The organism is Natronococcus pandeyae (genome assembly GCF_008122205.1).
GTDB lineage: Archaea > Halobacteriota > Halobacteria > Halobacteriales > Natrialbaceae > Natronococcus > Natronococcus pandeyae.
On the sequence record NZ_PHNJ01000009.1, the window covers coordinates 23,187 to 37,347 of the forward strand.

At 63.9% G+C, this 14,161-nt stretch carries 13 protein-coding genes; 6 read left to right on the forward strand and 7 right to left on the reverse strand.

What is annotated here, in order from left to right; all coding sequences use genetic code 11:
• Window positions 1-74: 74 nt before the first annotated feature.
• A complete protein-coding gene (locus tag CV102_RS15935) occupies window positions 75-476 on the forward strand; it encodes a universal stress protein (protein ID WP_148859006.1) in 402 nt (133 codons plus the stop codon).
• A 97-nt stretch (window positions 477-573) separates the two neighbouring features.
• A complete protein-coding gene (locus CV102_RS15940; RefSeq protein ID WP_148859007.1) occupies window positions 574-2,085 on the forward strand; it encodes an MATE family efflux transporter in 1,512 nt (503 codons plus the stop codon).
• A 92-nt stretch (window positions 2,086-2,177) separates the two neighbouring features.
• Here CV102_RS15940 and CV102_RS15945 read toward each other — a convergent pair whose 3' ends face one another.
• The 3 genes from CV102_RS15945 to CV102_RS15955 all read right to left on the reverse strand — a co-directional run bounded on the left by CV102_RS15945 (window position 2,178) and on the right by CV102_RS15955 (window position 4,385).
• The gene (locus CV102_RS15945; protein ID WP_148859008.1) at window positions 2,178-2,564 is read right to left on the reverse strand and encodes a universal stress protein; all 387 of its coding nucleotides are present in this window, start codon (window positions 2,562-2,564) and stop codon (window positions 2,178-2,180) included.
• 42 nt (window positions 2,565-2,606) lie between these two features.
• Window positions 2,607-3,461, reverse strand: a complete 855-nt coding sequence (locus CV102_RS15950) for a proline dehydrogenase family protein (protein WP_148859009.1) — start codon at window positions 3,459-3,461, stop codon at window positions 2,607-2,609.
• A 168-nt stretch (window positions 3,462-3,629) separates the two neighbouring features.
• Complete coding sequence (locus tag CV102_RS15955) at window positions 3,630-4,385, reverse strand: helix-turn-helix domain-containing protein (RefSeq protein ID WP_148859010.1); 756 nt, start codon at window positions 4,383-4,385, stop codon at window positions 3,630-3,632.
• 92 nt (window positions 4,386-4,477) lie between these two features.
• Between CV102_RS15955 and CV102_RS15960 the strand changes: the two genes are divergently transcribed.
• Entirely contained in the window at window positions 4,478-6,013 is a 1,536-nt protein-coding gene (locus tag CV102_RS15960; RefSeq protein ID WP_148859011.1) for an aldehyde dehydrogenase family protein, read from the forward strand.
• Window positions 6,014-6,315: 302 nt separating this feature from the next.
• On the opposite strand, the gene CV102_RS15965 is transcribed toward CV102_RS15960, so the two are convergent.
• From CV102_RS15965 to CV102_RS15975, 3 genes are read right to left on the reverse strand one after another with little or no spacing between them, the layout of a single operon-like run.
• Window positions 6,316-7,332, reverse strand: coding sequence for a proline racemase family protein (locus CV102_RS15965; RefSeq protein ID WP_148859012.1), 1,017 nt, complete (start codon window positions 7,330-7,332; stop codon window positions 6,316-6,318).
• A 21-nt stretch (window positions 7,333-7,353) separates the two neighbouring features.
• Window positions 7,354-7,671, reverse strand: coding sequence for a hypothetical protein (locus tag CV102_RS15970; protein ID WP_148859013.1), 318 nt, complete (start codon window positions 7,669-7,671; stop codon window positions 7,354-7,356).
• Window positions 7,671-9,131: a sodium-dependent transporter gene (locus tag CV102_RS15975; protein ID WP_148859014.1), complete on the reverse strand. Its 1,461-nt coding sequence runs from the start codon at window positions 9,129-9,131 to the stop codon at window positions 7,671-7,673. The genes CV102_RS15970 and CV102_RS15975 overlap by 1 nt, the downstream gene beginning before the upstream one ends.
• 288 nt (window positions 9,132-9,419) lie before the next feature.
• On the opposite strand from CV102_RS15975, the gene tuf reads away from it, so the two are divergent.
• Window positions 9,420-10,685: a translation elongation factor EF-1 subunit alpha gene (gene tuf / locus CV102_RS15980; RefSeq protein ID WP_148859015.1), complete on the forward strand. Its 1,266-nt coding sequence runs from the start codon at window positions 9,420-9,422 to the stop codon at window positions 10,683-10,685.
• A 66-nt stretch (window positions 10,686-10,751) separates the two neighbouring features.
• Here the strand turns inward: tuf and CV102_RS15985 are convergent, their stop codons facing one another.
• The gene (locus tag CV102_RS15985) at window positions 10,752-11,717 is read right to left on the reverse strand and encodes a glycosyltransferase (protein ID WP_148859016.1); all 966 of its coding nucleotides are present in this window, start codon (window positions 11,715-11,717) and stop codon (window positions 10,752-10,754) included.
• 172 nt (window positions 11,718-11,889) lie between these two features.
• On the opposite strand from CV102_RS15985, the gene CV102_RS15990 reads away from it, so the two are divergent.
• Together CV102_RS15990 and CV102_RS15995 are read left to right on the forward strand one after the other, a co-directional pair.
• Window positions 11,890-13,005 (forward strand): SDR family NAD(P)-dependent oxidoreductase, encoded by a 1,116-nt coding sequence (locus CV102_RS15990; RefSeq protein WP_148859017.1) that lies wholly within the window; start codon window positions 11,890-11,892, stop codon window positions 13,003-13,005.
• Window positions 12,998-13,918 (forward strand): NAD-dependent epimerase/dehydratase family protein, encoded by a 921-nt coding sequence (locus CV102_RS15995; protein WP_148859018.1) that lies wholly within the window; start codon window positions 12,998-13,000, stop codon window positions 13,916-13,918. Before CV102_RS15990 ends, CV102_RS15995 begins: the two co-directional genes overlap by 8 nt.
• Window positions 13,919-14,161: the final 243 nt, after the last annotated feature.

A 14,161-nucleotide genomic window follows, 5' to 3' on the forward strand; every position in this document is an offset into this window, starting at 1 on the left:
TACCGGCTGTTCGCGTCCGTCAACGGACGGCGGTCGGCTGGACGCTTTTATTCGTTCCCGTCGAACGTCCTCGTATGTACGACTCGATCCTGATTCCCACCGACGGTCGCGAGAACACCGAGCGAGCGATCGAGGAGGCGATCGAACTCGCCCGCGTCCACGACGCGGCGCTACACGCGCTATACGTCATCAACTCCGCCGAAATCGCACCCGGAATGGACTTCGACGATCTCGAGCCGGCGGGCGAGGAGGCGGTGTCGTACGTCGCTTCTCAGGCGAGCGAGGCGGGCGTCGACGACGTCCGAACGACGGTCACTCACGGCCTTCGTCACCGTGCGATTCTCGATTACGCCGACGAACACGACGCCGATCTCATCGTCATGGGGCGAAACCGGGGTCTCGAGCGGTTCCTCCGCAAGAGCGTCTCCAGCCAGGTCGCGACGGAGTCGTCGCGGCCCGTGCTCGTCGTCGAGTGAGCGCGCGAGTCGGTACCATGTATCGATTCGAAACCGGATCCCTCTGCCGGCTCGAGAAGGCCTTTTTATCGGCGTTGGTTACGGACACTCGATTCTCGTGGGCCGTCGTCTCCCGAACCCGATCCGGTTGGGTATCCTCTGGATCGGACTCGCGCTCGCCCGTCTCGGCCTGATCGAGGCCGAGCGAGCGCGGCGTACGACGGACCTCGCGTGGCCACGCGTCGTCACCGGGATCGCGCGGATGTCGAAGAACGCCGTCGACGTCGCGATGGTCGGCGTCGCTGTCGGTTCCACGGCGATCGCCGGCGTCGGCTTCGCCTCGCCGTTCTGGGGGCTCGCCTTCGCCATCGGCGGCGGCGTCGCCGGTGGGACGATCGCGCTCGTCTCCCAGCGCTACGGCGCCGAGGCGTTCGATTCGCTCGGCCAGGCCGTCCGCTCCAGTACTGTTCTGGTCATCCTCCTCACGCTGCCAGTCACGGCGCTGTTCTGGACCTACCCGACGGAGCTGATCTCGATCATCGGTAACGATCCCGAGACGATCGCGCTGGGCGCGGCGTACCTGCAGATCGTCGGACTCGGCATTCCCTTCGCCGGCCTCAACCTCATCGGTAGCCGCACCTTCGTCGGGATGGACGACTCCTGGACCCCGATGGTCGTCCGCGCCGGTGGGGCCGTCGCCAACATCGTGCTCAACGCCGTCCTCATCTTCGGCCTCGGTATGGGCGTCGAAGGCGCGGCGATGGGGACCGTCCTCGCGAACGTCGTCGTCACCGCGACCTTCGCCGTCGGACTCGTCGCGGGATGGCTCCCCGGCGTGGGGACGTTCCCGGTCAGCATCGACCCCTTCGGGAGCTACTTCCACGCGGAAACCGTCCGGGACCTGACCACCATCGGCCTCCCCGTCCTGGGGACGAAGTCCGTCTGGACGACCGCCGAGTTCCCGATGCTCGCGATCGTCGCGCTCTTCGGACCACAGGTCGTCGCCGCCTACGTCATCGCTCGGCGGATCTGGGGGCTGATGAACACGCCCGGCTGGGGGTTCGGACTGGCCGCCTCGAGCCTGGTCGGCCAGGAACTCGGCGGCGGCGACGAGGGCCAGGCGGAGCGATACGGCCGAGAGATCATCCGGTTCGCCGTCGCGATCTACGTCGTCGCGGCCATCATCGTCTTCGTCTTTGCGGAGCCGATCGTCCTCCTCTTTACCGACGATCCGGCCGAACTCTCGATTCCGACTGCGGTCTCGCTCATCTACGCGGCCTGTCTCGCCGTTATCCTGAAGGGGGTCTCGACGGGTGCCGACGGCGCGCTCAAGGCCAGCGGCGACACGCGCTGGCCCTTTTACAGCCAGCTCGTCGGGATGTTCGGGCTCGCGATTCCGCTGGCGTACCTCGGCGCCGCAGGACTCATGATCCCGTCGCTGTCGGTTCCAGTACTCGGCCTGACCGTTCCCGGCGCCTCCATTCCGCCCCTCGGTCTGACGGGACTGTACCTCGCCTTCGTCGCCGAGACCGCCGCGCCGGCCGCGATCAACTACTACCGGTTCTCGACCGGGCAGTGGAAGGTGATCAGCCGGGGCTACCGACCGGACGCGGCACCCGCCGACGACTGAGACGGTCGGTGAAACGACTTCCCGCTCGATCGTAGCGCCATATTGCGATCGAACGGGCGATTACTTTCAACCGACCGTATGAACGCGACCGCTCAGTCGAGTTCGGGGATCGGAACGACGACGACCGGCCACGACGCAGCCTCGAGGAGATCCCGCGTCGTCGACCCGACCCCAACGTCTGACCCCGACGTGCCGCCGCGGGAGCCGACGACGATCTCGTCGGCGTCGACCTCGGCGGCGGCCTCGAGAAGGACTGGGGCGGGCTCTCCCTCCCGGAGGTCGGTCTCGACGCTGCCGACGGTCGCGAGGCGAACGGGTGCGACGTTCAGCGCCTCCTGTCCGTCGCGCCGGACGACCCGGTCGTCAGCTGGGAACGCGGCGATCACGCTGACGTCGTCCTCGGGAGTTGCTCGCCGCTCGAGGTAGTCACAGATCGCTGCGGTCGTGTGGACGGAGTCGGTGCCGACGAGAAACTGCATACCGCTCCCTGCTCGGGGCGTTCCAAAGAAGCTGCCGGGGAGTTAGCTCACGATCGCTCGCAGCGCGAACAGGACGTTCTCCTTGCGCTCCCGGAGTCGCCGATAGAAGTAGGACATCCACCTGTTGCCGTAGGGAATGTACTGATAGACCGTCACGTCGTCGCTCGCCAGTTCGTACTGGGCGTCGGTCCGGACACCCATCAGCATCTGCACCTCGTACGGCGTTCCGTGCGTTCGGTGAAGCTCTCGAACGTGTGCGATCATGGCCGGATCGTGGCTGCCGATCGCGATCCCGTCCTCGAACTGTTCGAACATGAACTCGAGGTGCTCGCGATAGGCCTTGTCCACCTGGTCCTTTTGCTTGTAAGCGATCTCTGTCGGTTCGTCGTACGCGCCCTTGACGAGTCGGACCTTGCCCGGAACGTCGGCGAGTCGTTCCAGATCCTCGCGGGTTCGTTTGAGGTTCGCCTGCACGCAGAGTCCCATTCCGCCGTCGGAACGCTCACCGCCGTCGTGACGGCGGGCGAGCGACTCGAAGACGTCGAGCGTGACGTCGGTCGTCGTGTGGTCTTCCATATCGACCCAGACGAAGACGCCGCGTTCGGCGCCGTGGTCGGCGATCTTCGTGAGGTTCGCTTCGAACTCGTCGTCGCCCACGCCGAGACCGATCTGGGAGGGTTTCACCGAGACGCAGGCGTCGACGTCCGTCGCAGCGATCTCGTCGATCAGTTCGAGGTACGCGTTCGTATCCGAAATGGCGCTGGCGGGATCGTGGTAGTGTTCGCCGAGAAGATTGAGAATGCCCGAAACGTTCCGTCGGTTGAGTACCGCAACGTGGTCGAGCGCTTCACCGGGTGTTTCACCGGCGACGAACTTGCTCGCGACTGGCGGAATCATCTACTGAAAGCGTGTGAGACGAGGGGCATAAACCGCTACCCGACCAATTCGATCAGCCCGAACGTGGCAGATAAAAAGGCACGAACAGTCGATCACGTCGGTCTCGACGCCCTCGAGGAACTCGATCTCGTCGGTGTCCCCAGATCGGTCGATCTCTCCGTCGACACCTCACAGCGATTCGACGTCGTCGTTCGGATTGAGCAGTTTCGCTTCGGCTTTCCGGAGGTGCTCGAGGAGCGTCGTCTTCGCGAGGCCGGCCTCGTCGGCGAGTTCCCGCGTCGTAATCTCGCGGGGCCACGCGTAGTAGTCGTGCTCGCAGGCGAGTTCGTAGATCTCGCGCTGGCGCTCCGACAGCGTGTCGACCCGGCGCGGAATGTCCGCGGACCGGGACTCGTGCGAGTAGATCTTGGTCACGGAGACTTCCGCGTCGTACTCCGTGCGTATCGCGTCGAGGCGCTCGTTGAGTGTGTCTCGATCGGTTTCGTCGACGAACACCGACCAGTACTCGAGTCCGTCGCGGATTCGAACCGGAGCATCCTGCAAGAACCCCTGGGAGACGAGGCCGTCGCTGATCGTGTTCCGGGGATCGTACTCGACGAACAGTTCCTTCGTCGTGTTCCCCGGGGTCGGCCCGCGATGTTCGAACTCGTAGCGTCGCTGCATCTCGGCGACCGACGACGTAAGCTCTGACTCCCGAGTCGCCTCGATGAGCGCGTCTATCGACTCGAACGAGTCGCCGTAGACGGTGAAGTGGCCCTTGACCTTCCCGTCGGCCGCATTGTACACCGTGTGTGCGATCAGGCCCGCGTCCGTCTTTTCGGTCATCTCGAGCGTCCAGCAGTCCGGGTGCCAGACCTCGAGGGTGAGACGTGCACCGCGGGGGACGTGTCCCTCGAGCGCAGAAGAATCTGGATCAGAGTTCATCTGACACTGTAGCGGTGTGGAGGGGAGATAAAGGTGACCACACCGACCATGGGAGGCGGCCGATACAGGGGGGTGGGATGCCACCAGCGAGTATGAGCCAGCAGACAGGGGCGCAGACGCATCGACATTACATCGCCGGCGAGTGGACTGAGGGGACCGGTTCGGAGACGTTCGAGAGCGAGAACCCGGCGACGGGCGAGACGCTCGCGACGTTCAACCGCGGGACGGCCGACGACGTCGACGCCGCCCTCGAGGCCGCCGAGGACGCCTTCGAGGAGTGGCGCGACCTCTCCTACATCGACCGCGCGGAGTACCTCTGGGACATCTACCACGAGCTGCGCGAACGAACCGACGAACTCGGGGAGATCGTCACGAAGGAGTGCGGCAAGGAGATCTCGGAGGGGAAAGCCGACGTCATCGAGGCCTACCACATGGTCGAGTGGGCCGCAGCGAACGCCCGCCACCCTCACGGCGACGTGATTCCGAGCGAAATCCCCTCGAAGGACGCCTACATGCGCCGGAAACCTCGCGGCGTCATCGGCTGTGTCACGCCCTGGAACTTCCCGGTCGCGATCCCGTTCTGGCACATGGCCGTCGCGCTCGTCGAGGGGAACACGGTCGTCTGGAAGCCCGCCGAGCAGACGCCGTGGTGCGGCCAGATTATCGCCGAGATGTTCGAGGACGCCGGCGTTCCCGAGGGCGTCTTCAACATGGTCCAGGGCTTCGGCGACGCCGGCGCGGCGATCACCGACGACGGCCGCGTCGACACCGTCCTCTTTACGGGATCGGCGGAGGTCGGTCACGAGATCGCGAGCAAGGTCGGCGGCGAACCCGGCAAACTCGCGGCCTGCGAGATGGGTGGCAAGAACGGGGTCATCGTCGCGGACGACGCCGATCTCGACATCGCCGTTCACTCTGCGGTCATGTCGAGTTTCAAGACGACCGGCCAGCGCTGCGTCTCGAGTGAGCGGCTGATCGTTCACGAGGACGTCTACGACGAGTTCAAAGAACGGTTCGTCGAGGTCGCCCAGACCATCGCGGTCGACGACCCGCTCGAGGAGGACACGTTCATGGGGCCGGCCATCGAGGCCGAGCACGTCGAGAAGATCCACAAACACAACGAACTCGCCCGCGAGGAAGAGGCCGAGGTACTGGTCGATCGTGCGGAACTTCCCGAAAGTGAGATTCCGGACGGTCACGAGGACGGCCACTGGGTCGGCCCGTTCGTCTACGAGATCGAGTACGACTCCGACCTGCGCTGTCTCCAGGAGGAGTGTTTCGGTCCCCACGTCGCCCTGCTCGAGTACTCGGGTGATATCGATCGGGCACTCGAGATCCACAACGACACGAACTACGGACTCGCCGGTGCGATCATCTCCGAGGACTACCGCAAGATCCACCAGTTCCGCGACGAGGGCGAGGTCGGCCTCGCCTACGCGAACCTGCCGTGTATCGGTGCGGAGGTTCACCTGCCCTTCGGCGGCGTCAAGAAATCCGGTAACGGCTACCCGAGCGCTCGCGAGGTCATCGAGGCCGTCACCGAGCGCACTGCGTTCACGCTCAACAACTCCGACGACATCGAGATGGCCCAGGGGCTCTCGGCCGACATCACGACCCAGGACGACTGAGCGCCTCGACGGCCGGCCGTTCCATAGCATCCGATTCGGCTCCGTCGAAAGCCGCTATTTTGAGACGAGACCGTCGCTGCGGGCTTCGTCCCACGGCAGCAGGAACCGCTTGCACCAGTGGTGGATCTTCTTCGGGAACCGTCGGTTCCGTTTGCCTCTCTACCTGACAGCTGCTTCGGTCACGAATTGCTTCGGAGAGGAGAATTCTAACAGTCCCTCCGTCTTCGTTTTCCGTTCCCTTCTGTTCCCTTCCGTCCGACTCCCCTCCCGTCGAACGACCGGAAACGGCAGCGCTGATCCGCTCAGTCGCCCCCGGTCGCGGTCGAAAGCGAAAAGCTGGCCAGGTCGTCGCGCTCGTCTCTGAGGAACGTGTGCTGGCCGGTGATGTGAGCGGAGCCGGTCACCTCGGGCGTCGTTACCGTAATTCCCTTCCGCGAGGTCGCCTCGAGGAGCCGTCCCGAAAACCGCGTGCCGATGATACTCTCGTAGCGATACGGTTCCTCGACCGCTAGCTCTCCGTCGTGGTGGAGCAGCGTCATCTTGGCGCAGGTGCCCGTTCCGCAGGGGGAGCGATCCACCTGGCCGTCGCCGAAGACGACGACGTTCCGGTCCGCGTCCTCGCCGCGCTCGTAGCACTCGACGATCGACACCTCGTCTCGCTCGCCCGTAAACGGGTGCGTGATCTCGAGAGCGTCGTTGACGGCGCTGCGGATGGCGAGTCCGAGTTCGACGAACTCGTCGGCGCGTTTGGGCTCGACCGCGACCCCGATCTCGTCGGCGTCGACCAGCGCGAACGCGTTGCCGGCGAAGACGACGTCGACGGGGATCGAGTGGACCGCGCCGTCGTACTCGACCGAGACCGTCACGGCGTCGTAGACGAACGAGTCGACGTTCTCGATCGCGACACGTTCGACGCGCCCGTCGACCATCGTTGGATGCGTGCGAACGAGGCCAGCCGGCGTTTCGACGATCACCGTCTCGCGGTGTGCGAGCTGCCCGGTTTCGATCAGCGCCGTCACGGCGCCGATGGTTCCGTGTCCGCACATGTCGAGATAGCCGCGACTGTCCATGAAGAACAGCCCGAGGTCGGCCTCGTCGGCTCGAGGCTCGGCCGGGACCGCGCCGAACATATCGTCGTGGCCGCGCGGTTCGCACATCAGTAGCTCGCGCAGCCAGTCGTGGCTCTCTGCGAACCGATCTCGCTGGTCGGCGACGCTGCCGCCGCGAATCTGCGATCGGTCGACGCCGCTCGTGACGATACGAGTGGGCTCGCCTGCCGTGTGGGTATCGAGCGTTTCGATGAGTGTGTTGGTCTGCATGATCGAACGTTAGCGGGGTGATTACAGCCGATCGAGCGACTCGATCTCCTCTCGACTCCAGTCGTAGAAGTGCCGATCGGTTTCCTCGAGGACGTCGACGCACTCGTTGTACTGGCGCCGAGCCTGATCCGCCAGCGGGTCGTCTGGATTGTCCTCGACCCACTCGCGCAGTTCGGCGAGCGCTTGCGGCGAGTAGGTGTCGATCCGATCCTGGTGCTCGAGAAGTTCGACCTTGCGCCCCTCCTGGCGCAGGGTGCGGACGAGCGCCCAGCTAGCGATCCCCCAGAACGTGAGCAGCGTGAACGCGAGCATGCCGAGAACGGGGCCTGTCAGCGCCATCAGTCGTCACCTCCTGGAACCTTCGTCGCCTCAGAGCGTGCGTCTCGTCTGCTCACCAGAGACATGAGCACGTAGCCGATAATCGGGAATCCGACGAGTACGGCCATTCCGCCGTACATCTCGGCCGTACCGAAGTTGTCGTAGGCGAAGTACCCCATGATGAAGATCATCACCGCGGGAATCACGTACTTGATAACCGGGTCCCACCAGCGTCCGACGTAGATGCCGGCGTTCTGGTTGACCGCGAGCAGACGCAGGCGTTTTGGCCCCATGACCCAGCCGATGATGCCGATGATCATGAGCGTGGCCAGCGGCAGTCCCCAGTTTGCGAAGACGAAGTCCAGATAGTCCAGGATCGCGACGTCGTACGCACTCGGGATTCCGAGCAGCCAGATACCGCCACAGACGCCGAGAACGGTCTGTGTGCGGTCAAATCGCGTTTCCTCCGCCACCGTCGTCACGCCGACTTCGGTGATGAGGAGACCCGACGTGAACGTCGCCAGGAAGAACCCGACGAAGAACAGTATGCCAACGAGACCACCGAGCGGAATCTCTGGGAACACTTGAACGAGCGAGACGAACGCAAGTCCGGGGCCCGCGTTGGGCTCGGCGCCGACCGCGAAGACGATCGGAAAGATCGCGAGCGCTGCGAGGATGCCGACGCTCGACTCGCCGATCGCCGTGAACACGCCGCCGCCGAGCGGGACGTCGTCGTACTCTCGCAGGTAGCTCCCGATCGTCATCGCGATCCCCCAGCCGAGTCCGGTCGAGAAGAGCGCCTGTCCGAGTGCGGCGATCCAGGTGTCGCTGTAGGTCAGGTACTCCCACTGGATGCCGAAGGTAAACGCCAGACCCTCGCTCGCGCCGGGAAGCGTCAGTCCGCGAACCGTCATGACGACGAGCGAAATCACCAGTGCCGGCACGGCGTACACGACGATCCGCTCGACACCCTCGCGGATACCGAGTGCGAGCACTCCGGCGATCGCTGCCATTACCACGGTGTGAAGCCCGACCACGAGTAGCCCGTTCTCGAACATGTCGTCCATGAACGCTCCTGCCTCGAAGCCGGGTGCCGTGAACGTGAACAGCAGCGAGTGGACCGCGTAGTACAGCGTCCAGCCGATTACGGGCGAGTAGTACGACATCAACGCGATGTTCACCATCAACACGACGACGCCGAACCCGACCATGCCGCCGCGGCCGGTAACGTCGCGAAACGCGCCGACGATTCCCTTGTTTGTGTACCGTCCTAACGCCACTTCTGCCATCAAGCCCGGAACTGCGAGAACGAACAGCAAGACGAGAAACGCGACGATGAACGCGCCCCCGCCGTTGTCGCCCATGACGAAGGGGAAACGCCAGATGTTCCCTGCGCCGACCATGGCGCCGACCATCGCCATCAAGAACCCGAATCGCGTCCCCCACTCTGCTCGTGCAGTCTTTGCCTCTGAATTTGCCATGATTGATCCTATCACACGGGCGGAACCGAACCATACTATATGTGGCGTCGTCCATGGTCGGGTTTCCCGCAGACGACCGTCGATCGGCGTTCGGTCACTCGAGACCGGCCCCGACTATCCAGCGGCCGTCTCGAGCGGATCTAACTATCCGGGACCGTCTCGAGCGGGCGAGAGGCCTCGCACCCGCGTCGGTTCTGACTGAAGTAACGGGCACCCCGAACGCTCCAGATGTGCTATCTATTGACAAACATTTACGCTTCGTCAACGGCTAGTCACTAGAGGAGCACTATGGCAGACAAACCCCACCAGAACCTGGCGATCATCGGCCACGTAGATCACGGGAAGAGCACGCTGGTTGGTCGACTGCTGTTCGAGACGGGGAACGTTCCGGAACACGTCATCGAACAGCACCGAGAGGAAGCAGAAGAGAAGGGAAAAGGCGGCTTCGAGTTCGCCTACGTGATGGACAATCTCGCCGAGGAACGCGAGCGCGGCCTGACGATCGACATCGCTCACCAGGAGTTCGACACGGACGAGTACTATTTCACGGTCGTGGACACACCCGGCCACCGTGACTTCGTCAAGAACATGATAACGGGTGCGAGCCAGGCCGACAACGCCGTCCTCGTCGTCGCTGCCGACGACGGCGTCGCACCCCAGACCCAGGAGCACGTCTTCCTCGCGCGCACGCTGGGTATCGACGAACTCATCATCGGCGTCAACAAGATGGATCTCGTCGAGTACGACGAGGACCGGTATCGCGAGGTCGTCGACGAGGTGAAGAGCTTGCTCAAACAGGTCCGGTTCGCCGTCGACGACGCCTCGTTCGTCCCGATGTCGGCGTTCGACGGGACCAACGTCGCTGAACGAAGCGAGAACACGCCGTGGTACGACGGCCCGACGATCCTCGAGTCCCTGAACGACCTGCCGGAGCCGGAGCCGCCGACGGACGCGCCGCTCCGACTCCCGATCCAGGACGTCTACACGATCTCGGGGATCGGGACCGTCCCCGTCGGCCGGATCGAGACGGGCCAGCTACGGACCGGCGACAGCGTCTCGTTCCAGCCCAGCGACGTGGGCGGCGAAGTGAAGACGATCGAGATGCACCACGAGGAGATCGACGTCGCCGACCCCGGCGACAACGTCGGGTTCAACGTCCGTGGCGTCGGCAAGGACGACATCCGTCGCGGCGACGTCTGCGGCCCGGCCGAAGACCCGCCGAAGGTGGCGGAGACGTTCCAGGCCCAGATCGTCGTCATGCAACACCCCTCGGTCATCACCGCCGGCTACACCCCGGTGTTTCATGCCCACACCGCACAGGTCGCCGGGACGATCGAGTCCCTCGACAAGAAGATGGATCCCGCAAGCGGCGAGGTCGACGAGGAAGATCCCGACTACATCCAGGCCGGCGACGCTGCCGTCGTGACCGTTCGCCCACAGAAGCCACTCAGCATCGAGCCATCCAGCGAGATTCCCGAACTCGGGAGCTTCGCGATCCGAGACATGGGTCAGACCGTCGCCGCCGGCAAGGTCCTCGAGGTCACCGAAAAGTAGTCCGCCGAAACCCGACACCGACGGCTCGTACCCACCGTCGGCCGTTCTCTGCGACGGCCCGACCCGTTATCGCTGTGGAACCGCGGGTTTCGACCGTTCGAGTTCCGTCTCGCTGTCGGTCGCTCGCTCGTAGACGTCGAGAACCCGATCGATCGTTTCCTCCTGGCTCACCTCTCTGGCGGCCTCCCTGCCGTCGGATCGCTCGCCACGCTCGAGGGCCTCGACGAGTCCGTAGACGAGTTCCTCGTCGGAGGTCGCGACCGTCGACGGATCGACGCCCGCGAGTCGCTGTCGCACGTCGCCGACGTCGAGCGCGACGACGGGAAGGTTGCACGCGAGCGCTTCTTTGACCGAGGTCGGCGATCCTTCTCGCTTCGACGTGAGCAACAGCGCGTCGGCGGCGTTCATGTACGTCGGGACGGTTTCGTGATCGACACCGTGAACGGCCTGGAGCCTGACCGGCCGATCGACGCGGTCGTCGACGGCTTCGACGATCCGCTTCGCGCGCGGGTAGTTCTTGACTGTCCGTTCCCGCGAGTAGGGGAACAGTACGTGGTGTTCGTCGTCGGGCCAGCCGACCTCCGCTCGCGCCCGGTCACTGTCGATCGGTCGAAACAGATCGAGATCGATTCCGAAGGTGATCACGGTGCAGTCCGTACCGAGCCGATGACGCATTCCGTCGGTCATGACGATCACTTCCTCGCAACGCGACGCGCAGAGTTTCGTGAGCGGTCCCGCAGGTCCGTCGAGATCCGTTCCCCAGAGGGTCAGAACGACCGGGAGTCGACGCTGGGCGAGTGCCATCGGGGCAGTCAACCCATAGTGAGCGTGTATGAGATCGTATCCGTTGCGAGCCTCACGGATCACCTCGGGAAAGAACCGTAGATAGTCGCTTGCACCCCGGGATTCGTCTGCCGATACGTGTCCAGGTACAGTGAGCCGTTCGAACGAGACGCCTCGCTGTTCGAGCGCATCGATCTGTTGGTTCATGAACGGCGCATCGTCGTACGTGCTGAGAGCGAGAACGTCCATCGGTCGGTGTCGACGACCCTTCGGCGACTGCGGGCATTGTTAATCGTTTGCTTTTGCCTCACAGAACCCGACTCTCAGGGATTCGGACGCACCGTAGGGAGACCGAATAACCGTTCCATTCGTGTACTCTCTGAATTACAAAACCCTCGAAGGTCGGTACTACTTTCCGTAAATGACTTCCAAACTCGCGGACAGGAACGTCCTTATCACGGGTGGATGTGGCTCGATCGGCTCCAAAATCGTCTCGAGGCTCGCCGACCGAGAGCCGAACCTGATCCGCGTCCTGGACAACAGCGAACAGCGCCTGGCAGCGTTTCAGGGTTCGTTCGAGGAGCGGGAGCCGGAGATGGATTACGTGCTCGCGAACATCCGTGACAAGGACCAGTTGACCATCGCAATGCGGGACGTCGACGTCGTCTTTCACGTGGCAGCGATGAAACACGTTCCGATGGTCGAGGACAACCCGTACGGGGCCGTCCAGACGAACATCGAGGGGACCCGGAACGTCGTCGAGGCGGCCGCCGAGTCGGACGTCGATCGACTGCTCGGCGTGAGCACGGACAAAGCCGCGAATCCGTCGTCGACCATGGGATCGACGAAACTCATCGCAGAACGGATCATCTCGTCGTTCGACAAGTACTGCTCGGCCGACGACCTCGTGCTCGGTTCGGTCCGCTTCGGCAACGTCGTCGGAACCGAGGGCTCGGTCGTTCCACTGTTTTACGAGCAGATCGAGGCTGGTGGGCCGCTCACGGTCACGGATCCGTCGATGACGCGGTTCGTGATGCTTCCCGAAGACGCGGCTCAGTTCGCGATCGACTCCTGTCTGAACATGGACGGTGGAGAGGTATTCGTCAAGAAGATGCCGGCACTGACGGTCGGCGACCTCGCCGAAGCGATGCGCAGGCAGTACGCGCCGCAGTTCGGATACGATCCGGACGAGATCGAGATCGAACTGATCGGCGCGAAACCGGGCGAGCGCTACCACGAAAAGCTGGTTGCCAGAGACGAGATCAGGTACACCGACGAGCGGGAGGACCACTTCGTTCTTCATCCACACTACGACGAGTTGGAGTTCACCAACAGTCTCGAGGACGAGTACACGTCGAACTCTACTCGACACATGTCCCAGAGCGAGATCGTCTCGATCGTACAGCAAGCCACGGCGAGTCCCAACGGGGACAGCGATTCCACGATCCAGGAGACCGACGTGGACGCCGACGGCGTGACCCCGTTGCCGATCAATCCCGATACGGCAACCGCCGAGTTCGGCGACGGCGATGAGTAACCGGATCGGCGTTCTGGGAGCGAGCGGCTACGTCGGCGGCGCGGTCGTCCGCGCCCTGCGATCGAACGGGTACGACGTGCGTCCGGCCGCCGGCTCGTCACACGACGCGTATCCGACGGTCGACGTCCGAGATCGTGGCGCGGTCGAATCGTTCGTCGACGGACTCGACGCGGTCGTCAATACGGCCGGACTCGTCGGTGTCGGCGCGTGTGACTCGCAACCGGATCTCGCGTTCGAAGTCAACGCGACGGGCGCGGCGAACGTCGCGTGGGCGTGTCAACAGCGGCAGGTCCCGCTCGTTCATCTCTCGAGCGTCGCCGCGATCGGCGATCCTCCCAACCGGCCGATCGCAGCGACGAGTCCCCGAAACCCGACGACGACGTACGGTCGGACGAAACTCCTCGGCGAGCGGGCAGTTCGCTCTCTTACCGGCGATCGGACACCCAGCATCTCGCTTTGCGTAACCAACGTCTACGGAACGTCCGACGACGCTTCGGAGGGCGGGAACTCGGTCGTCGACTTCTTCGTCGATCGAGGCTGCGCCGGCGAACCGCTCCCCGTTCACCGTCCGGGGACGCAGGAACGCGATCTCGTCCACGTTCGCGACGTCGCAGAGGCGATCGTTGCGGCGCTCGATTCCGTCGACGCGGGCTACTCCGAATCCCGATCGCACGTGCTCGGCAGCGGGACGGCCTACAGCGTGCTCGAGCTAGCGGGATTGGTCGCGAGCGAACTCCGAACCGCGACCGGACGGTCGCCGGGAATCGAGTTACACGAGAATCCGAACGCCGACTCGAGCGTTATCGAGCAGTTCGAGATCGATACGCGTCCGCTCGAGTCCGACCTCGGGTTCACGCCGGATCGGGAACTCCGCGAGTGGATCGCGACCGAGATCGACCGGCGGATGAACTGAACGCGATGATCGTGCGGCTCCTCGACCACGCGCCAGGTACTTCGCCCGGCAAGCGCGATTTTGTATAGCGACATGTAATATAAGTCGCGGTAGCCGTGGCGGGTCCTCGTCTGTCAGCCGAGGTTCGTCTGAAACAGTTGGGAAGGAGATTTTCGCTATCGGTCGTTCGAATCTGTGTCGGTGGCCTCGAGTAACACTCGTCCCAGCAGTATCGCAACGAAAAACGGATCGGGACCACGAGTA